This window comes from Rhodoferax sp., from assembly GCF_039922535.1.
Taxonomy (GTDB): Bacteria; Pseudomonadota; Gammaproteobacteria; order Burkholderiales; family Burkholderiaceae_C; genus Rhodoferax_B.
The window spans coordinates 15,276-34,647 of record NZ_JBDTEM010000306.1 but is presented as its reverse complement, the minus strand read 5'-3'; the positions used below and the strand labels follow the sequence as shown (position 1 = coordinate 34,647).

The 19,372-nt window shown below is 64.1% G+C and carries 15 protein-coding genes and 1 pseudogene; 7 read left to right on the top strand and 9 right to left on the bottom strand.

Features of this window, described 5'->3' with window-relative positions; translation table 11 throughout:
* Nucleotides 1–629, bottom strand: a 629-nt coding sequence (locus ABI213_RS14540) for a DUF3365 domain-containing protein (protein WP_348027638.1), incomplete at its 3' end; no start/stop codon positions are given.
* Between the two features lie 114 nt (nt 630–743).
* Here ABI213_RS14540 and treZ point away from each other — a divergent pair.
* From treZ to ABI213_RS14505, 7 genes are all read left to right on the top strand, one after another.
* Nucleotides 744–2,495 (top strand): malto-oligosyltrehalose trehalohydrolase, encoded by a 1,752-nt coding sequence (gene treZ / locus ABI213_RS14535; protein WP_348004982.1) that lies wholly within the window; start codon nt 744–746, stop codon nt 2,493–2,495.
* A gap of 215 nt (nt 2,496–2,710) precedes the next feature.
* On the top strand, nt 2,711–3,658 hold the full coding sequence (locus tag ABI213_RS14530; protein WP_348004981.1) for a choline ABC transporter substrate-binding protein: 948 nt from the start codon (nt 2,711–2,713) through the stop codon (nt 3,656–3,658).
* 71 nt (nt 3,659–3,729) lie between these two features.
* The gene (gene purU, locus ABI213_RS14525; protein WP_348004980.1) at nt 3,730–4,590 is read left to right on the top strand and encodes a formyltetrahydrofolate deformylase; all 861 of its coding nucleotides are present in this window, start codon (nt 3,730–3,732) and stop codon (nt 4,588–4,590) included.
* A 20-nt stretch (nt 4,591–4,610) separates the two neighbouring features.
* The gene (gene betB / locus ABI213_RS14520; protein WP_348004979.1) at nt 4,611–6,071 is read left to right on the top strand and encodes a betaine-aldehyde dehydrogenase; all 1,461 of its coding nucleotides are present in this window, start codon (nt 4,611–4,613) and stop codon (nt 6,069–6,071) included.
* Nucleotides 6,072–7,742: a choline dehydrogenase gene (betA, locus tag ABI213_RS14515; protein WP_348004978.1), complete on the top strand. Its 1,671-nt coding sequence runs from the start codon at nt 6,072–6,074 to the stop codon at nt 7,740–7,742. It begins immediately after the preceding gene.
* 16 nt (nt 7,743–7,758) lie between these two features.
* On the top strand, nt 7,759–9,150 hold the full coding sequence (locus ABI213_RS14510) for an L-serine ammonia-lyase (RefSeq protein WP_348004977.1): 1,392 nt from the start codon (nt 7,759–7,761) through the stop codon (nt 9,148–9,150).
* Nucleotides 9,151–9,272: 122 nt separating this feature from the next.
* Entirely contained in the window at nt 9,273–10,754 is a 1,482-nt protein-coding gene (locus ABI213_RS14505) for a deoxyribodipyrimidine photo-lyase (RefSeq protein ID WP_348027636.1), read from the top strand.
* Between the two features lie 111 nt (nt 10,755–10,865).
* Here the strand turns inward: ABI213_RS14505 and ABI213_RS14500 are convergent, their stop codons facing one another.
* The 8 genes and pseudogenes from ABI213_RS14500 to ABI213_RS14465 all read right to left on the bottom strand — a co-directional run bounded on the left by ABI213_RS14500 (nt 10,866) and on the right by ABI213_RS14465 (nt 19,347).
* Nucleotides 10,866–12,731, bottom strand: coding sequence for a BatD family protein (locus tag ABI213_RS14500; protein ID WP_348027634.1), 1,866 nt, complete (start codon nt 12,729–12,731; stop codon nt 10,866–10,868).
* Between the two features lie 34 nt (nt 12,732–12,765).
* Nucleotides 12,766–14,709, bottom strand: coding sequence for a VWA domain-containing protein (locus ABI213_RS14495; protein WP_348027632.1), 1,944 nt, complete (start codon nt 14,707–14,709; stop codon nt 12,766–12,768).
* Nucleotides 14,699–15,712, bottom strand: a complete 1,014-nt coding sequence (locus tag ABI213_RS14490) for a VWA domain-containing protein (RefSeq protein ID WP_348005423.1) — start codon at nt 15,710–15,712, stop codon at nt 14,699–14,701. Before ABI213_RS14490 ends, ABI213_RS14495 begins: the two co-directional genes overlap by 11 nt.
* Entirely contained in the window at nt 15,709–16,200 is a 492-nt protein-coding gene (locus tag ABI213_RS14485; protein WP_348005422.1) for a DUF4381 domain-containing protein, read from the bottom strand. Before ABI213_RS14485 ends, ABI213_RS14490 begins: the two co-directional genes overlap by 4 nt.
* Entirely contained in the window at nt 16,197–17,024 is an 828-nt protein-coding gene (locus ABI213_RS14480) for a DUF58 domain-containing protein (RefSeq protein ID WP_348005421.1), read from the bottom strand. Before ABI213_RS14480 ends, ABI213_RS14485 begins: the two co-directional genes overlap by 4 nt.
* Nucleotides 17,025–17,229: 205 nt before the next feature.
* The gene (locus ABI213_RS14475) at nt 17,230–18,195 is read right to left on the bottom strand and encodes a MoxR family ATPase (RefSeq protein WP_348005426.1); all 966 of its coding nucleotides are present in this window, start codon (nt 18,193–18,195) and stop codon (nt 17,230–17,232) included.
* A 522-nt stretch (nt 18,196–18,717) separates the two neighbouring features.
* Nucleotides 18,718–18,846 (bottom strand): annotated as a pseudogene (locus ABI213_RS14470) (RidA family protein); the annotation flags it as partial.
* Between the two features lie 27 nt (nt 18,847–18,873).
* Nucleotides 18,874–19,347 (bottom strand): cupin domain-containing protein, encoded by a 474-nt coding sequence (locus ABI213_RS14465; RefSeq protein ID WP_348005420.1) that lies wholly within the window; start codon nt 19,345–19,347, stop codon nt 18,874–18,876.
* Between the last annotated feature and the right edge of the window lie 25 nt (nt 19,348–19,372).

Here is a 19,372-nt window from a genome sequence, read left to right as displayed (position 1 = left end):
GTAAAGGCCCGGTCGGCATGGGCCAGAGGCACCTCCATCGGCACCGACACCACCTGGGCGCCGACGATTTCGTTGTGCTTCCAGCCAAAGCCATTGGCCGCGCCGTAGATCTTCAGCATGGTGGGCGGCGCAGCGGCGGCCACGCTGTGGCACTGCAGGCAGGCCCCGTTAGTGATCTGGATCGGCTTGGCGATATACAGGCTGCGCCCGGTGAGCGAAGGACGCTCGCCCACCACTTCACGCACCCCTTCGTGCTGGCGAAATTCGTTCACCACATCGGCCTCCCAGTCGGCCGTGCGGTCACGCGGGTTGGTGGGGTTAAGCACGGCCTCTTTGTAGCTGTATTCGGGGTAGTTCTTTTGCAGCTGGTTCAGGGTTTCGGTGGCCGCGTAGGCAGGCACGGTTTGCGGCAAAAACACCTCTTCGAGCTGCTTGAGCAAATGCGGCTGCACCTGGGTAATGGTGTAGTTGCGCACCGCCCCGGCGGTTTCCATCATCAGGCGGGCATTGCGCACCACTTCGTCACGGGCGTTGTCCTGCAACAGCTGGCGCGACACCGCTCCTGCAGCCAAAAAACCCGCCAGAAAAACCAGTACCAACACCAGATTGAATTTAAGTCGCAGACCCATAGTGTGTATCTTTTTGTTTACAACCCATTCTATCGGCCCGGTGCCTGTGGCAGCCGCTTTTAGAGCTGTCAAACCCCGGTGCTACCATCGTTTTCACAATCTGGAGACCCCACAATGGCAGCCATAGGCCACTACATTACCGCCGATGGACGCTCGGCATTCCGGGTGTTTGCCCCGCTGAAAACCCGCCTCAGCGTGCTGCTGGTCGAGCCCCCCAGCCGCATCGACCTGACCGCCGACCCGCTGGGCTATTGGCACGGCAGCACCGACCGGCTTGCGCCCGGCACGCTGTACTGGCTGGAGGTGGACGGCCAACGCTTTCCCGACCCGGCATCGCACTACCAACCGCAGGGCGTGCACGGCCCGTCCATGGTGGTGGATGCCATGCCCGCCCACAGTCCTGGCTGGACCGGCGTGAAGATGGAAGATGCCATCCTGTACGAGCTGCACATAGGCACCTTCACGCCCGAGGGCACGCTGGCGGCCGCACAGCACAAGCTGCCCTACCTGCGCGACCTAGGCATCACCGCCATCGAGCTGCTACCGCTAGCCGCCTTTCCGGGCGAGCGCAACTGGGGCTACGACGGCGTGTGCCTGTTTGCGCTGCACGCAGCCTACGGCAGCTACGCCGACCTCAAGGCCTTCATCGAAGCCGCGCACCAGCACGGCATGGCCGTGATTTTGGACGTGGTCTACAACCATTTCGGTCCCGAAGGCAACTACACCGGGGCCTTTGCGCCCTACACCAAGAGCGCCGCCACGCCTTGGGGCGCGGCCATCAACTTCGACGGCGAATACAACCACGGTGTGCGCGAATTCTTTTTGGAAAACGCCCGTTACTGGCTCGAAGACATCGGCTTTGACGGCTTCCGCATGGACGCGGTGTCGCTGATTTTTGACGTGATGCCGGTGCACATCCTGCGCGAATGCACCGATCTGGCCCGCCGCATCGGCCAGGCCCAGGGCCGCGAGGTGCTGATGGTTGCCGAGCACCTGCGCAACAACCGTTTTGTGACCTCCGAGCAGGGCTTTGGCTACCACGCCCAGTGGAACGACGACCTGAACCACGCCGTGTTTGCCAAGCTGACCGGCGAAACCGCCCGCCACTATGCCAACTTCGGCAGCTTGGCCGATGTGGAAAAGGCCCTGCGCGACGGCTTTGTGCTGGACGGCACGCGCTTTGACCAGGTCTACAAATACTTTCTGGGCACCGACGCGGCCAGCACCCAGGGCAGTGAGCACGTGGTGCACATCCAGGACCACGATCAGGTCGGCAACCGCCTGCTGGGCGACCGCATGCTAGCCACCCATGGCCGGGCCAAGGCGTTGCTGGGCATTACCGCCGTGTTGGCCAGCCCATTTGTGCCCATGCTGTTCATGGGCGAGGAGTACGGCGAGACGGCGCCGTTTTTGTTCTTTGAAGACTTTAGCGACCAGCCGCTGATCGACGGCGTGCGCGCGGGCCGCAAGGCGGACTTTGCCTTTGACAATGCGGATGGCATCGAACCACCGGACCCGCATGCGCGCAGCACGTTTGAGGCATCCAAACTGCAATGGGCGTTGCTGGATGCGCCGCAGAACCAGGCCATCCTGGCGCTGTACCGCCAGCTCATCGCCCTCAAACGCAGCGGCCAGCTCGGCCCCCGCCAGCGCGACCAGGTGCAGGTGGCCGTCGACCCGGCTACCGAAATAATCACCCTGGCCACCCCGCACACGCTAACGGTGCTCAACTTTTCGGGCAGCCCCCAAAAGTACACGCCGCCCACCGGCTGGCAGCCCCTGCTGGCTACGGTAGAGGCCCGCGCCGATGGCCTGCTAGCCCCGTTTGCCGCCTGGGTGCTGCAGTGCGCTGGAAACAGCCTCTAGCATCCACGCCATTGTTTACTATAGAAATGATAGCTGTCAGCGTAGGTTGAATATGCGCTAGTAGCCTATTTTGTGCCCGGATTTTTACCTGTTTTCAGGCACTGCCGCCCTGGAACAACTCCGCGTCGTTCTTAGCCAAGTTCCGGCGTGTCAACCTGTGAAAGTCCGGGGGTGTCGTCGTTTGGTGCAACCCCTCATTTTTGAAGGAACTGGTCATGAAATTGAAACTTGCCGCGAAACTTTCCGTTGTGGCTGCCGCCTCTCTGTGCGCCCAACTGGCCTTGGCCGCCGAGCCCGCCAGCTGCAAGGCCGTGCATTTTGCCGACGTGGGCTGGAGCGACATCGCCGCTACCACCGGCATGGCTTCGGTGGTACTGGAAGGCCTGGGCTACAAGCCCACAGTGACGATTGCTTCGGTGCCCATCACTTTTGCGGGTATCAAGTCCAAGCAGATTGATGCCTTCCTGGGCTATTGGAACCCCACCATGACGCCGATCATCGAGCCCTTTATCAAGGCTGGGCAAATCAAGGTGCTGGAGCAACCCAACCTGGTCGGTGCCAAGTACACCCTGGCCGTGCCCGCCTACCTGTACGACAAGGGCCTGAAGAGCTTTGCCGACATCGCCAAGTTCAAAACCGAGCTGGACGGCAAAATCTACGGCATTGAACCCGGCAACGACGGCAACCTGATCATCCAGGGCATGCTCGACAAAAACGAGTTCGGCCTCAAAGGCTTCAAGATGGTCGAGTCCTCTGAGGCCGGCATGTTGGCCGAAGTGCAGCGCGCAGGCCGGGCCAACAAGGCCATCGTCTTCCTGGGTTGGGAGCCACACCCCATGAACGTGCAGATGAAGATGAAGTACCTCGAAGGCGGCGATGCCAGCGGCTTCGGCCCCAACTACGGCGAGTCCAAGGTCTTCACCGCTGTGCCTCCCAGCTACGAAGCCCGCTGCCCGAATGTGGCCACGCTGCTGAAAAACCTGCAGTTCACCACCGCCATCGAGAACGTGGTGATGGTCGACATCATCAACAAAGCCAAGCCCGAAGATGCCGCCCGCGCTTACCTGAAGAAGAACCCCGGCGTGCTGGACGGCTGGCTCAAAGGTGTCAAAACCTTTGACGGCAAAGACGGCCTGCCTGCAGTCACCGCGGCACTGAAATAAACCAGCGCTACCCTCTCCATTCCCGCGTGTGCGGGAATGGTGCAGTTCCCCCTATTTAGCATTCCCCGCCCATGACCACCGCCCAAGCCACCCACTACTGCCTGAACCTCGCCTGCGGCAGCGACCAGGGGCAGGTTGCTGCCGTGTCGGCCCTGCTCAACGCCCACGGTGCCTATATTGAGCAGTTTTCGGTGTTTGACGACCACAGCACCGAGCGCTTTTACGTGCGCAGCGTGTTCAGCCTGACCAGTTCGGTGCAGGCCTTGCACAGCGCGTTTTCCGAGCTGGCGGTAGGCTTTCCGCAGGCGCAGTGGCAGGTGCACGACCTGGCCGAGCCCACCCGCGTGCTGATCATGGTGTCGAAGTTCGACCACTGCCTGCGCGAGCTCATCGCCCAGTGGCGGCGCGGCGAACTGCGGATGGACATCGTGGCCATCGTCTCCAACCATGCCGACCTGGCACCGCTGGCGGCGGCCGAAGGCATCCCCTTCCACCACCTGCCCATCACCGCCGACACCAAGCCCGCGCAAGAAGCCAAGCTCAAGCAGCTGATCTTGGACACCGATGCCGAGTACGTGGTGCTGGCCCGCTACATGCAGGTGTTGAGCGAAGCGCTGTGCCACGAGCTGCATGGCCGCGTCATCAACATCCACCATTCCTTCCTGCCGGGTTTCAAGGGCGGCAAGCCCTACCAGCAGGCCTTCGACCGGGGTGTGAAGCTCATCGGGGCCACGGCCCACTTTGCCACCACCGACCTGGACGAAGGCCCCATCATCGAGCAGTCGGTGGAACGCGTAGACCACGCCGACACCCCCCAGCATTTATCGCAAGCCGGTCGCCTGGTCGAAAGCCTGGTGCTGTCGCGCGCGCTGCGTTTCGTTTTAGAGCGCCGGGTTTTCATCAACGGCATGAAGACCGTGGTTTTGCGCTGATATTTTTTTGAGATTTTTCTATGACTGCATCCCTGATCCCCAGCTTCGTCAACGGTCTGCCCGTGCACGGCAGCGGCGAACGTTTTGACACCATCAACCCCGCCAACGGCAGCGTGATCGCCGGGGTGCACGACAGCGCCGAGGCCGATGTCAACGCCGCCGTGGCGGCAGCCGAAGCGGGTTTTGCCATCTGGTCGGCCATGACCGGCACCGAGCGTGGCCGCATCCTGCACCGCGCCGCCCAGTTGCTGCGCGAGCGCAACGACGAGCTGGCCGCCATCGAGGTGCAAGACACCGGCAAACCCTGGCAAGAGGCCTGCGTGGTCGATGTGGCCAGCGGGGCCGATTGCATCGAATACTTTGCCGGGGCGGCGGCCACCCTGGCCGGTGCCCAGTACCCGCTGAAAAACGCCTTCGCCTACACCCGCCGCGAGCCGCTGGGCGTGTGCGTGGGCATTGGCGCGTGGAACTACCCGATCCAGATCGCCTGCTGGAAGTCTGCACCCGCCCTGGCGGCGGGCAACGCGATGATTTTCAAGCCGTCCGAGCTCACGCCCATGACCGCTGTGAAGCTGGCCGAGATCTACCTGGAAGCCGGCGTGCCCCCCGGCGTGTTCAACGTGCTGCAAGGCCGTGGTACCACCGGCGCGCTGCTGGCGGCCCACCCGGGGGTGGCCAAGGTGTCGGTCACCGGCTCCATCCCCACCGGCAAACGCGTGATGGCCAGCGCCGCCGCCACCCTGAAACGGGTGACCATGGAGCTGGGCGGCAAGTCGCCCCTGATCGTTTTTGACGATGCCGACTTCGAGCAGGCCGTGACCGCCGCCATGATGGCCAACTTCTACACCCAGGGCGAAATCTGCACCAACGGCACCCGCGTGTTCGTACAGCGTGGCATTGCCGACAAGTTTTTGGCCCGCCTGAAAGAACGCACCCTGCTGCTGCGCGTGGGCGACCCGACCGACCCCGACACGGAGGTCGGCGCGCTCATTTCTGCCGCCCACCGCGATAAGGTACTGGGCTACGTGGCGCAAGGCGTGGCGGGCGGTGCCACGCTGGTCTGCGGCGGCACGCCCGTGAAGGTGGCGGGCTGCGAGAACGGCAATTTTGTGGCCCCCACCATCTTTGCCGACTGCACCGACGGTATGGCCATCGTGCAAGAGGAAATCTTCGGCCCGGTGATGGCCCTGCTGGTATTTGATGACGAGGCCGAAGTGGTGCAGCGCGCCAACGCCACCCGCTTTGGCCTGGCCGCAGGTGTGTTCACCCGCGACGGTGCCCGCGGCCACCGCGTGGCGGCGCGCTTGAAAGCCGGCATTTGCTGGATCAACAACTACAACATCACGCCGATCGAAATCCCCTTCGGCGGCGCGGGCGAGTCCGGCATCGGCCACGAAAACAGCATGGTCGCGCTGGAGCACTACACCCAGCTAAAAACCGTGTACGTCGAACTGGGCGAAGTCGCCTGCGGATACCGCTAAATGTCTACTGAAAATTTCGACTACATCATCGTCGGCGCAGGCTCGGCGGGCTGCGTGCTGGCCAACCGCCTGACCGAAGACCCCGATGTCACCGTGCTGCTGCTCGAAGCCGGGCCGGGTGACCGCAGCATCTTCATCCACATGCCGTCGGCCTTTGCCTACCCGCTGGCCAACGACAAGTTCAACTGGTTCTACCATTCCGAGCCCGACCCGTACATGAACAACCGCACCATGTACTGCCCGCGTGGCCGGGTGCTGGGTGGCTCGTCCAGCATCAACGGCATGGTCTACATCCGCGGCCACGCGCTGGACTACGAGGGCTGGGCATCGTACAAAGGGCTGGAAAACTGGTCGTATGCCGACTGCCTGCCCTACTTCCGCAAGGCCGAAACCCGCGGCAAGGGCGGCGATGCCTACCGGGGCGATAGCGGCCCGCTGAATGTGTCCACGGGTGCCTGCATCAACCCGCTGTACAACGCGTTTATCGAAGCCGGGCAGCAAGCCGGTTACACCCGCACCGAAGACATGAACGGCTACCGCCAGGAAGGCCTGGGCCCGATGGATATGACCGTGCACAAGGGCCGCCGCTGGAGCACCGCCATGGCCTACCTGCGCCCGGCCCTGAAGCGCCCCAACCTGCAGGTGCGCACCCGCGCGCTAGTCGCCAAGGTGGCTTTCGAGCCAGAAACCAGCCCGCCGCGCGCCGTGGGCGTAGAGGTGGTCAACGGCCACCGCACCGACCTGATCCGTGCCAAGCGCGAAGTGATTTTGTGCGGCGGCGCCATCAATTCGCCGCAATTGCTGATGCTCTCGGGCGTGGGCAACCCAGACGACCTGCGCAAACTGGGCATCCCCATAGTCGCCGCGCTGCGCGGTGTGGGGGCGAATCTGCAAGACCACCTGGAAACCTATGTGCAGTACGAGTGCAAGGAGCCCATCACCCTGTACAGCGCCATGAACCCCGTAGCCAAGGTGAAGATTGGTGCGGAATGGATGCTCAAGGGCACGGGCCTGGGGGCCACCAACCACTTTGAGTCGGGCGGTTTCATCCGCAGCGCGGCGGGCGTGAAGCACCCCGATTTGCAGTACCACTTTTTGCCCATGGCCATCCAGTACGACGGCAGCGCGCCCGCCAGCTTCCACGGCTTCCAGGCCCATGTGGGGCCGATGCGCCCCACCAGCCGGGGTGCCGTCACGCTGAAAACCGCCAGCCCCAAGGACGCGCCGCGCATCCTGTTCAACTACATGGCCACCGAGCAGGACCGCAAGGAAATGCGCGCCGGCATCCGCCTGACACGTGAAATCTTCCACCAGCCCGCGTTTGACAAATACCGGGGCGATGCCGTATCGCCCAAAGACAACGTGCAAACCGATGCCGAGATCGATGCCCATATCCGCGAGCACGGCGAAAGCGCCCTGCACCCGTCCTGCACCTGCCGCATGGGTACTGACGACATGGCCGTCACCGACGGCGCGGGCCGCGTGCACGGCATAGCGGGCCTGCGGGTGGTGGACGCGTCCATCATGCCCGACGTGGTCAGCGGCAACCTGAACGCCCCCACCATCATGATGGCCGAGAAGATGGCCGACGTGATACGCGGCAAAGCCGCCCTGCCACGGTCAGACGCACCGTATTTCGTCCACCCCGATTACCAAACCGCACAGCGGTAAAAAGAGAAACTCCACCATGGCCGTCAGTGTTTTCGACATCTTCAAAATCGGTATTGGCCCCAGCAGCTCGCACACCGTGGGCCCCATGCGCGCCGCCCGCATCTTCACCGAGCGGCTGGCCCACCAGGGCCTGCTGGGCGCCTGCGCCAAGGTAGAAGTCAAGCTGTACGGCTCGCTGGGCTCCACCGGCAAAGGCCACGGCACCGACAAGGCGGTCTTGCTGGGCCTGGAAGGCCATGACCCGGAAAGCGTGGACGTGGAAGCCATTCCCGCCCTGCTGGAGGCCATCCGCAGCACCGGCTTGCTGCGCGTGGGCGGGGTGCACCCGGTGGCGTTCAAAGAAAAAGACCACCTGGCTTTTTACCGCCGCGAAACCCTGCCCTTCCACCCCAACGGCATGCGCTGCATTGCCTATGACGCCGACGGTGCCGAACTGCTGAACCGCTGCTACTACTCGGTGGGCGGCGGCTTTATCGTCAGCGACGAGGTGGCCGCCGACGGCGAAAAGCAAAAAGTGCTGGCCCCCGACACCACGGTGCTGCCCTACCCCTTCCACAGCGGCGACGAGCTGCTGGCCCAGTGCAAAGCAGCAGGTATTTCGATTGCCGAGCTGATGCGCCGCAACGAACAGCACTGGCGCAGCGATGCCGAAATCGACGCGGGCCTGCAGAAAATCTGGGCCGTGATGCAGGCCTGCGTGGTGCGCGGCTGCCGCACCCAGGGCGTGCTGCCCGGCGGCTTCAAGGTCAAACGCCGCGCCGCCGACCTGTTTACCAAGCTCTGTGCCAACCCCGAGCTGGCCCTGCGCGACCCGCTACAGGTGCTGGACTGGGTGAACCTGTATGCCTTGGCGGTGAACGAAGAAAACGCCGCCGGGGGCCGCGTGGTCACCGCGCCCACCAACGGGGCCGCCGGTATCGTGCCCGCCGTACTGCACTACTACGTGCGCTTTGTGGCCACGTCCACGCCCGCCGGGGTGATCGACTTCATGCTGACCGCCGCCGCCATCGGCATGCTGTACAAGGAAAACGCCTCCATCTCCGGGGCCGAAGTCGGCTGCCAGGGCGAGGTAGGTGTGGCCTGCTCGATGGCCGCCGCCGCCCTGTGCGCGGTAATGGGCGGCACGCCCGAGCAGGTCGAAAACGCCGCCGAAATCGGCATGGAACACCACCTGGGCCTGACCTGCGACCCGGTGGGCGGCTTGGTGCAAATCCCCTGCATCGAACGCAACGCCATTGCCTCCGTCAAAGCCATCAACGCCGCCCGCATGGCCTTGCACGGCGACGGCAGCCACTTTGTGAGCCTGGACAAGGTCATCAAGACCATGCGCGAAACCGGGGCCGACATGATGACCAAGTACAAGGAAACTGCGCGCGGCGGGCTGGCGGTGAACATTGTGGAATGCTGATGCAGTCCTCTCGCTATTACTACTAAATACATAGCTGCCAGCGCAGGTAGCACCTGCGCTAGAGGCCTAAAAAGCTTAAATTTTTCAGCCACTGCAAAGCACTACGCGATTAACATCGTGGAATGCTAGAACGCCCTTCCCCAGAATTCGCCACCGGCCTGGTCTGGTTCCGCCGCGACCTGCGCAGCTTTGACCATGCGGCCCTGTACCACGCGCTCAAGTCCTGCCAGCAGGTGCACTGCGTCTTTGTGTTCGACACCGAAATTCTGGACAGCCTGCCCCGCGCCGACCGCCGGGTGGAGTTCATCCAGGCCAGTGTGGCCGAGTTGGACACCGCTCTGCGCGCCCTGCAGCCCAGCAGCGGCCTGATCACCCTGCACGCCGTGGCCCGCGAGGCGATTCCGGCGCTGGCCAAGGAACTTCACGCCCAGGCCGTGTTTGCCAACCACGACGACGAGCCCCAGGCCCTGGCCCGCGATGCCATGGTGCTGGGCGCGCTGGCCCACCTCGGCATTGCGCTGCACACCTACAAAGACCACGTGATTTTTGAGCGCAAGGAGCTGCTCACCCAGCAAGGCCGCCCGTACGGGGTGTTTACGCCGTACAAGAATGCTTGGCTCAAGAAGGTGGACGATTTCTATCTGAAATCCTACCCGGTTGAAAAATACGCTGTGCGCTTGGCACCTCGCCCGCATCCTCAGCCTGTGCCCAGTCTGCAATCGCTGGGCTTTGAGCCCACCAACCTGGCCCAGCTGAAGCTGCCCACCGGCCAGAGCGGCGGCCAGCAGCTGTTTGAAGAATTCTTCGAGCGCATGGAGCACTACGACACGACCCGCGACTTCCCCGGCATCAAAGGCCCGAGCTACCTGGGCGTGCACCTGCGCTTTGGCACGGTGTCCATCCGGCAAATGGCGGCGGCCGCCTACCCGCTGCACCTGCAAGGCATCCAAGGTGCCAGCGTGTGGCTCAGCGAGTTGGTGTGGCGCGACTTTTATGCGCAGATTCTCAGCAACTTCCCGCACGTGGCGAAAGAGGCCTTCAAACCCGAATACGACCAGATCGCCTGGGAGCACGGCAAGGCCGCCAAAGCCCTGTTTGCCGCCTGGTGCGAGGGCCGCACCGGCTACCCGCTGGTGGACGCCGCCATGGCCCAGATCAACCAGACCGGCTACATGCACAACCGCCTGCGCATGGTGGTGGCCAGCTTTTTGGTGAAAGATCTGGGGCTGGACTGGCGCTGGGGCGAGGCTTACTTTGCCACCCACCTGAACGACTTCGACCTGTCTGCCAACAACGGCGGCTGGCAATGGGCCAGCTCTAGCGGCTGCGATGCCCAGCCCTATTTCCGCATCTTCAACCCCACCAGCCAAAGCGAACGGTTCGACCCCGAGGGCAAGTTCATCCGCCGTTACCTGCCGCAACTGGCCCAACTGCCCAACGCCGCCATCCACGCGCCATGGCTGGCCAAACCGATGGAATTGCAGGCGGCGGGCCTGGTGCTGGGCAAGGACTACCCGCTGCCCATCGTGGCGCATGACGCGGCGCGGACCAAAACTTTGCTGCGGTATGCGGTGGTGAAGAAGCCGAATGCGTTGCCGGGGTGATGCTATTGAATAAATAGCTGGTGGCACAGGTGGAATATGCGGTAGAAGCCCTTTTTCTCAAAAAAATTCGGGTGTGCAGTGCATGCGGATCTGGGTCGCCAGTCCCTAGAGTTAAGGCAAGGCTGTAGCCGGATACAGCGGATCGAGGCCAGTAGCGTCCGGCCGGGCTGCCGGTTGCACAGGCCGCAAGCCGCCTTGCAACGCTTGCCAGAGTGCGGTGCCGGTCCACCGTGCAGGCCCGCCGCCATACAGGCAACGATCCAATTCGCGGATTTCGGTACCACCGGCCTCCAGGCGCGCAGCCAGCGTGCCGAGGCCGCGCGGCGGATCGTTGGGCCACGCCAGTCGTGCGAGGCCCATCAGTGCCTCGGCGGCGAGCGGCGCTGTATGGGCTTCGCAGGCCTGGCGCAATGCACGCATCAGCGTTGCCTGGTTCGGCGGTGGTGCTGGCTTGTCGTCGGGGGTGGGGGATTTCCCTGCGCGATCTCGGTGCCGGTACACCGCATAGGCGGTCAGCAGTGCCAACACGGCGAGGAGAGCCGCGCCAAAATCCGCGCCAAAAGGCCAAAGCTCCGCCAGCGAGAGTTTCGACGACGCTGCATTCTTAGCAACGCCACTTACGTCCGCAGTTGATGCGGGCGCAACCACCGGTGGGTTGGCATTGGACTGGGCGCCCTCAGCGCCCGCCGCCACCTGAAGATGGAGGGCGGGAATCGTGGTGTGGCGCTCGGCGTTGCGAACGACATCCCACCAGGTGATGTCGATGGCGGGGATGTCCACGGGGCCCGTTTGCGTCGGGATGTAGCTCACGCTCTGCTTGCTGTTGCCATAGATCACTTGGCCATCGGTGAGGCTTTGGTTGACGGGGGTTTCCGGATAGATGCGTGCGTTGGCCGGTGTGGCGATGCTCAGCGTTGGAATTTGCGACGCGGCCACGCCTTTCGCCTGGAGGGTGATCACGCGCGTGACCGGTTCGCCCACTTTGAAAGACGGCGCTCCGGCGGCCCAACTGTCTTGCAGGGTCAGATCCTCGGCGGGCAGCCAGTCGCCTTTGAACCCAGCGGGCCGGGGCTTCACGTTGAGGGTGATCTGGCGGCCCTGGCTTTCGATGGGGCGGGTATCCGTGCCGAACGGGGAGCCCGCCCCGAAGGCGCTGCGCATGCCCGGCATGTTGGACAACACTTGGGCAATCAGATCGTCGTCGGGATCCGCACCATTCGTCGCCGGACCGGCTACCGCAGTTTTGCCCCGAAAAATGGGCGCTGCAATCACCATCGGACCACTCTTTTCGGGCGAGATGGCGTAGTCGCGTTCGATCACCTGGTAGGTTCGGCCGTTGCGGACAGCGGTGTATTTCTTGTCTGCTCCGAGTTGGTCGATCGCTGCATTCTCGGGCTTGGGCAGTTCCAGCTCTTCGGGTATGACGCTGCTGTCGAAAAACAGCTTCACCGCATACGGGACTTGCTGCTGCACATACGGTGAGAGCTTTGAGGTGTTCGCGTCCACCTCCAAGAAAGCATGCGCTTCATCTGCCGCTAGCTGCGCTGGCGATGCCTGCTGTACGTCTAAAGCCATCGCCTCGGTGCGGTCCACGCCCACGGTGATGGGCGGAATTTCGAGGTGCCCGGCTTGCTTGGGCTGCAAGCGTATGTCCCACCGCATTTGGCTGGATCGGCGGCCATTGGTGATCGACGTTGCACTGCTGGTGCTGCGATCAAGCACCTGAAAATAGGGGTCCAGCGGCGTGAGGTCGGGCTGCACGCCATCGTCCACCGCATCACTGACGATGCTCAGCGTGATGGACTCACCCGGTCCGGCCACCTGCCGGTCCATTGCGGCTTGCACAGCCGCATGGGCGGCCAGCGGCGCGCCGAGCGCGCACAGCATCGCCAGCATGGCCAGCATGGCTGCGCCGCTTCGATGGAATTGGGCATGGTGCGAAGTCAACAGGGTCAAACCCTGCTGGGGACGGGCCATGCCGCAAGCGCCTTGCAGAGTCTTAGCCTTGCCATTACTGGTCATCAGAAGCCCCTGGTTGTTGCCGCTGGCGGTATTGGTAGAGGAACTTGCGGCGCAACAGGCCGCCCGGATCGTCTGGAATGCGCCTCAGCCATTGCGCGGCGGCGAGTCGCTCCTCGCTTTGGAGTGGTTGCGCGTCGCCGGAGCCGGCTGGCGCTGTGGGATTGCGGCCTGCCCTTTGGGCATCGCCTGGTCCCGCTTGGCCCGCATCCGGTACGCCATTGGCCACTCCATTTGCGTTGGCCTTCTGGCCCTGCGCTGCCGGGTCAAGCTTCTGAGCGGCCTGGGCGAAGGGGTTGCCTGGGCCTTGGGGTGGCGGCGTTGAGGGTGCAGCAGCGGATGGTTGGCCCGGTGGTTGGCCCGACGGTGATCCTGGTTGATCGCTGGCCGGGGCGGTTTTGCCTTGCTGCGCAGGATTTGCCGATGCATCCCCCTGCCCACCGGCACCGGATGGGGTTTGCGATTGGCCACTCTTGCCTTGTTGGCCGCTGCTGGACGGCGAGGCGCTGCCCTGGCCTTGGGGCGAGTCGTCTCCCTTGCCGTCTTTGCCGTTGCCGCCCTTAGACGGGTCGGACTTTGGTGGCTGGCGCTTCATTAGCGCCTCAACGGCGGCCTTGTTGGCCCGCGCGTCGTCGTTCACAGAGCGCGCCGCAATCGACTTGTCATAGGCCGCGACGGCCTCTGGGTAGCGCCCTAAGCGGGCCAGGGTGTTGCCTCGGTTGTAGTCCGCGTCCGCCCCGCTGGCACGCGAGAACTCGTTCAAGGCACCTGCATAGTTACCGGCCTTGAATTCCGCGCTGCCGCGCAGTGCGGCATCGGTCGTCCCCGCGGCGGCTTTGACAGCCTGGGCGTAGTCGCCTGCGGCGAGCGCTGTGGCCGCCTGCTGGTCTGGGCGTTGCCATAAATCACGCCAGGTGGCGGCATCGGCCGATTGCACCGGCGCGGCAAGCACAGCCGCCAGCGACAGCCCGAGAAGCCAATTACGCCTGAACGCAAGCGCCGCCAGCGGAAGCAGGAAGAGAAGGAGTACAGGCCCTTGTTCGTGCCACGAAGATGCTTTGGTGTCTGTTGGCGTGCGCACGATTTGTTGCCCAGGCTTTTCGGCGCTCAACAAGGCGCGCAGGGCCTCGTTGTCGGCACTCATCGTTGCATAACTGCCGCCACCTGCCGCCGCCACCGCTTCGAGGGTGGTGGTGTCCAGCGGTGACACGGGAAGCTTGCCGGCCACGGGCCCACCCGCTGCGGTGCCAATGCCGAGAACCGAAACGGTGTATCCCTGGCTGCGCAGCCGGGCTGCAGCAGCGTTGGTTGCGCTGGCACGCGCTGCGGCTATGCCGTCCGCGATGAGCAACACCTGCCCGTTGGGCAGGCCAGCCTGCCGCAGCAGGTCCCCGGCCTTGGCAAGCCCCAGATCGGCGCGGTCACCTGGTGCAGGCATCAGGTCGGGCTCCAACACTCTGAGCAGCGACCGAATGGTGTTGGCGTCGCGTGTGAGGGGTGACACCGTGAATGCATCGCCCGCGTAGGCCACCAGGCCCGTCTGCCCTTCGCTGGTCTGTGCCAAAACGTCTTCCACCTTGTAGCGTGCGCGAACCAGCCGTGAGGGCTTCAGGTCCACCGCGTTCATGGAGGGCGAAAGATCCAGCACGATCACGCGTGCGGCCTGGGTCTGGAACACCGGCTGGGGCCGACGTTCCCAGGTGGGGTCGGCCAGGGCCAAAGTGGCAATCAACCAGCCGATGCCGAGCAAGCTGGCCGCCAAGCGGCTGGCTTTGCCGACCCGCCCCACCTGCAGCAGAGGCATCAACTGCGCGTCCACGACGTGCTGCCACGCGTCATCGCGGCTGCGCAAGCCCATTGCGCGCAGCACCAGCCAGGCGAGCGGACCCAAGGCCAGCAAGCACCATGGGCGAATGAAATGGAAGTCATTCAGCATGGTGCGTCCTCCGAAGTGGCAGCACAGGCACAACGCGCAGCACCGACAGCGCCACCAAAATGCTCAACAGCAGCGCACCGCCGAGCGGCCACAGATACAGCTCTTCTACCGGCCGCCAGCTCTGCGCGTCCTGTGCCTTTGGCTCGATTTGGTCGATCAGGCCGTAGATCTGCGTGAGCGACGCGACATCGGAAGCACGGAAATAGCGCCCACCGGTCTTTTGCGCGATGGCCTTCAGCGCGCCTTCGTCCAAGTCGCTATTCCCGCCCTGGAACGCGACGAACGGACCATTGGACGCGGCAGCATCCGCCCCAACGCCGATGGTGTAGATGCGCACACCCTCTTGTGCGGCGAGGTCGGCGGCCTTCAAGGGCTCGACGCTGCCTGCGTTGCTGGCACCGTCGGTGAGCAGGATCAGCACCCGATTGCCTGCGGGTTCTTCGCGCAGCCGCTTGATCGCCAAGCCGATGGCATCGCCAATCGCCGTCTGCTGGCCTGCCAGTCCGATCTGCGCTTCGTTCAACAGCGTGAGCACGGTAGGGCGGTCCAGTGTGAGCGGGGTCTGCAGATAGGCCTGGTCGCCAAACAGGATCAGGCCCAGGCGATCACCCTCGCGGCGTTGGATGAATTCACCCGCCACGTTCTTCACTGCGGCGAGTCGGCTCATGGCCGCTCTGCCATTGCGCATGTCGGGTGTCTGCATGGAGCCCGACAGGTCCACTGCCAACATGATGTTGCGCCCCACCACCGGCAGATGGACGGTGTCGCCAACGTGCTGGGGCCGCGCCGTGGCCAACACCAATAGCATCCACGCCAGCACTGCCAGCACCAGGCGGCCGCGATGGTGCGGCGCGGCTTGGCGTTCGGACGCAGAGGGCAGCGCGCCAGGGAACGGGAATCGCAGCGCGGCCCGTGATGGCTCCGGTGCCGCGGGGAGCCAGCGGGCCAGCAGCGGCAAGGGCAGCGCGGCCAGCAACCAGGGCCAGGCGAGTTGAAAAGTCATGCGGTCCTCCCGAGGTTCAGCGCGACCCACTCATGCACCAGCGCCATCAACGCGTCCACATCGAGATTCGCAGGCAGTGCACGCTGGTAAGGCAGCGAAGACAGCACGCGACCTGGTCCCTCGGTGAAACGCCCGCGGCCGCCAGACGCATCCAGAAAGCGCAACCAGTCGCCACCGGACAAGGGCGAGACGGTCTGCCGTGGGAAGTGCGCCAGCGCGATCTGGCGCAGCAGCATCGAGATGCGCGCGAGGCTGTCAGGGGATGGCGCTTGCCTGAAACCCGCCTCCAACGCAGCCAGTTCGCGCAGCACGCCACGCCCGGCGCGTTTGCGCTGGTGGCGACGCCACACCAGAACGGCTACGCCAACGAGTAACAGCACCAGCAAGGCAATGGCGGCCCACCAACCCGGTGCCAACGGCCAGAACCCCGGCGCGGCGGGGAGATGGATGTCGCGCAGTTGCAGCGCTGGTGGCGCACCGGGGTTCATGCCGCAAGCCTCGCTGGTGATGGCTGAACCCAGGGTCGCGCCAAGGGCCGAAAGCTGCCAGCGGGGAAATGTGCGCGCAGCGCGGTGGCGACATCGTTCTCGGTGGAGAGCCACACCAGCGGAATCCCATGGCGTCGCATCATCGCGGCCACGGCCTCGTGGTGGCGGCCAAAATAGTCGGTATAGGCCCGCTGCGCAGCGGCAGAACGGGTATCCAGGACGGTGCGCTGCCCTCTGCTTTCTACGCCATACAGGGCCGCTGGTGGGGCTTGCTGCTCCAAGGGGTCGACGATCTGCACGGCCGCCACATCGCCGTGCCGCCGCAGGCGCAGCAGGAGCTTGTCGCTCTGCGCGTCCAGACCATAAAAGTCGCCCAGGAGAATCGTCAGGCTACCCGGTCGACTGACCCGGCACAGCCGGTGCAGTGCGGCGTTCAATGCGCCCGCGTCGGCCTGCGCGGCGATGCCGATGCGTGGGTCGGTGTGCTTCACCACCTGCCGGATCACTTCCAGGGCACCGTGCCGACCTCCGCGCGGTTGCAGTTCGCAGCGCTCGCCGTTAGACAGCACCGCGCCCATGCGGTCACCGCCGCCTACCGCCGCCCATGCAAAGAGCGCCGCTGCCCGCGCAGCCACCACCGACTTGAGCTGCCGCCGCGAGCCAAAGAACATGCCCGGATTGAGATCGAGGAACAAAACGACGGGCCGCTCACGCTCCTCTTCGTAGACCTTGACATGCGCAATCCCGGAGCGCGCCGTGACCCGCCAGTCCATGCTGCGCACGTCGTCGCCTGCGACGTAGCCCCGCGACTCCCGATAGTCCATGCCGCGTCCACGAAAGCGAGACGCATGTTCGCCGGCACGCCGTGCGCGCGCCGCACCGGTCGGCTGCAGCCCGATCGCCCCCGCGTAAGGCTGCAAGCCGATGAGATCCTGCGAACTCGCCCACGTACCGGCATTGAGCAGCGCCGGCGGCGCAGTGACAGCAGGCGCAGCGCTGGCGCGGAACCATTGCCCCATCGGTTTCATCTCACACCACCGGCACGAGTTGCAGCAGTTCCTGCACGAGTGCGTCTGGCGTCACGCCGTCCGCTTCGGCTTCAAACGAAAGCAGTACCCGATGTCGCAGCACATCACCCGCTACCGCCTGCACGTCTTCCGGTGCCACGTAGTCGTTGCCCTGCAACCAGGCGTGGGCACGCGCGCAACGGTCGAGCGCAATCGTGGCGCGGGGGCTGGCACCGCAACTGATCTGGCGCACCATCGCCTGGCTGTAAGCGCCTGGGTTGCGCGTGGCCAGCACGAGTTGAATGATGTACTCCTCCACCACGGGGCTCATATGGATCTCCAGCACTTGGCGGCGGGCCTCCAGGATCTGCGCCGTGCTCAGGCGTAGTGAAGGCAGCGGCCGCGCATCCAGCGCACGCGTGGCCTGCGTGCGGGCCAGCTTGAGGATCGCCCGCTCCGCGGTGGCATCGGGATGGCCGATCCGGACGTACAACAGGAAGCGGTCAAGTTGCGCCTCGGGCAAGGGGAAAGTGCCTTCGTGTTCGATCGGGTTCTGGGTGGCCATGACCATGAAGGGCTGTGGCAGCGGATAGGTGTTGCCGCCCACGGTGATTTGGTGCTCGCCCATCGCTTCCAGCAAGGCGGACTGCACTTTCGCTGGCGCACGGTTAATCTCGTCGGCCAAAATCATATTGTGGAACAGCGGGCCGGGCTGGAAGCTGAACTCGCCCGTGGCCGGGCGGTAAACGTCCGTCCCGGTCAAATCGCCCGGCAGCAAGTCCGGTGTGAACTGCACGCGTCGGAAGTCGCCTTGCAGCGACGCCGCCAGTTCCTTGATGGCGGTTGTCTTGGCCAGGCCCGGCGCGCCTTCCACCATCAGGTGGCCGTCGGCTAAGAGCGCGATCAACAGACTGTCCACCAGATGCTCTTGGCCGAATATTCGGCTACGCAGGTGCTGGCGCAAGTTTTTGAAAGCCAGGTGGTTCATGTTGTCCAGCGTGCTGCCAACCGCGTTTGCTGCGGGGCTTGCAGCCGCATTGATAGGAGTTGCTTCCGAGGTGATCGCCATGTGTGTACTCATTGTGGTGACTCCATATTCGTGGCCGTAGGACCTGGGTTGGGACGGCTTGCCCGCATGAAAAAATCTTAACTACCGGCACTTAACGCAGTCTTAAACTGTACCGCCCGGTTTCTTGAGAAAGCTGAAATCTCTGAGAACATGGTTACCTTCTCAGAGATCGGCTGCAATACCCTGCCCTAACTTCGGATCTTCAGCGCCCCCGCCAGAGCGAACAGTTCGACCCCGAAGGCAAATTCATCTGCCGCTACCTACCGCAACCCACCAAACCGATGGAGTTACAGGCAGCAGGCGTGGTGCTGGGGAAGGACTATCCGCTGCCCATCGTGGCGCATGCAGTGGTGAAGAAGTCGCATGCGCTGCCGGGGTGATGCTATTAAATTAGTAGCTTGTAGCACAGGTTATATTTGCGCTGGAGGCTTATTTGACGCCCTACTCCACCGTCGCATTCTTGGGCGGCTGCAGCACGCCAACCGAGGTGCGGGTATGCGTACCGGCACTGTCGAGGATGGTGTACAGCCGCTCGGAATTGCCGTCTACCACCTCGCTGTGGTGGGTAAATTGGGTGTCACGGGACATGGGTGCCTTTCAGTAAGCGGTGCCATCCTTGTGGCTGAAGGCCCATTTGCCATCGACCATGTTGGCCTGCAGATCGTCGTCGGGGTAGCTGCCCTGGTCGCCGGGGCTGCGGTCGCCCACCTCCAGGTAAACCACCTCCTCGGCGGTTTCGTTGACCAGGCAGTGGCCATTGCCGGTACCGGCCCGGAACCCGGCGCACATGCCGGGGGCCAGCAGCGTGCGGCCCGCGTCGGTTAGCAGGGTGGGGTGGCCTTGCAGGATGTAGACAAATTCATCCTGCTTGGAGTGCGCATGGCGCAGCGCTGAGCGGGCATTGGGGGCCATGCGGGTGAGGTTGACACCAAAGTTCACCAGCCCAAAAGCGTCGCCCAAGGCGCGTTTTTCACGGCCCTGCATGCGGGAAAAGAACGGCTCCGGGTAGTTGGACGGCTTGGTACGGGCGGGAACGTCGGTGGCGACAAGTGCAACGGCGGGTTGGTCCATGGGCGGCTTTGGCGTGGGTGGAGTG

Bases quoted from the DNA above. Each gene is read 5' to 3' on its own strand.
- treZ (WP_348004982.1), top strand. From the start codon at position 744: ATGGCAGCCATAGGCCACTACATTACCGCCGATGGACGCTCGGCATTC.
- ABI213_RS14530 (WP_348004981.1), top strand. From the start codon at position 2,711: ATGAAATTGAAACTTGCCGCGAAACTTTCCGTTGTGGCTGCCGCCTCT.
- purU (WP_348004980.1), top strand. From the start codon at position 3,730: ATGACCACCGCCCAAGCCACCCACTACTGCCTGAACCTCGCCTGCGGC.
- betB (WP_348004979.1), top strand. From the start codon at position 4,611: ATGACTGCATCCCTGATCCCCAGCTTCGTCAACGGTCTGCCCGTGCAC.
- betA (WP_348004978.1), top strand. From the start codon at position 6,072: ATGTCTACTGAAAATTTCGACTACATCATCGTCGGCGCAGGCTCGGCG.
- ABI213_RS14510 (WP_348004977.1), top strand. From the start codon at position 7,759: ATGGCCGTCAGTGTTTTCGACATCTTCAAAATCGGTATTGGCCCCAGC.
- ABI213_RS14505 (WP_348027636.1), top strand. From the start codon at position 9,273: ATGCTAGAACGCCCTTCCCCAGAATTCGCCACCGGCCTGGTCTGGTTC.
- ABI213_RS14500 (WP_348027634.1), bottom strand. From the start codon at position 12,731: ATGGCCCGTCCCCAGCAGGGTTTGACCCTGTTGACTTCGCACCATGCC.
- ABI213_RS14495 (WP_348027632.1), bottom strand. From the start codon at position 14,709: ATGCTGAATGACTTCCATTTCATTCGCCCATGGTGCTTGCTGGCCTTG.
- ABI213_RS14490 (WP_348005423.1), bottom strand. From the start codon at position 15,712: ATGACTTTTCAACTCGCCTGGCCCTGGTTGCTGGCCGCGCTGCCCTTG.
- ABI213_RS14485 (WP_348005422.1), bottom strand. From the start codon at position 16,200: ATGAACCCCGGTGCGCCACCAGCGCTGCAACTGCGCGACATCCATCTC.
- ABI213_RS14480 (WP_348005421.1), bottom strand. From the start codon at position 17,024: ATGGACTATCGGGAGTCGCGGGGCTACGTCGCAGGCGACGACGTGCGC.
- ABI213_RS14475 (WP_348005426.1), bottom strand. From the start codon at position 18,195: ATGAACCACCTGGCTTTCAAAAACTTGCGCCAGCACCTGCGTAGCCGA.
- ABI213_RS14465 (WP_348005420.1), bottom strand. From the start codon at position 19,347: ATGGACCAACCCGCCGTTGCACTTGTCGCCACCGACGTTCCCGCCCGT.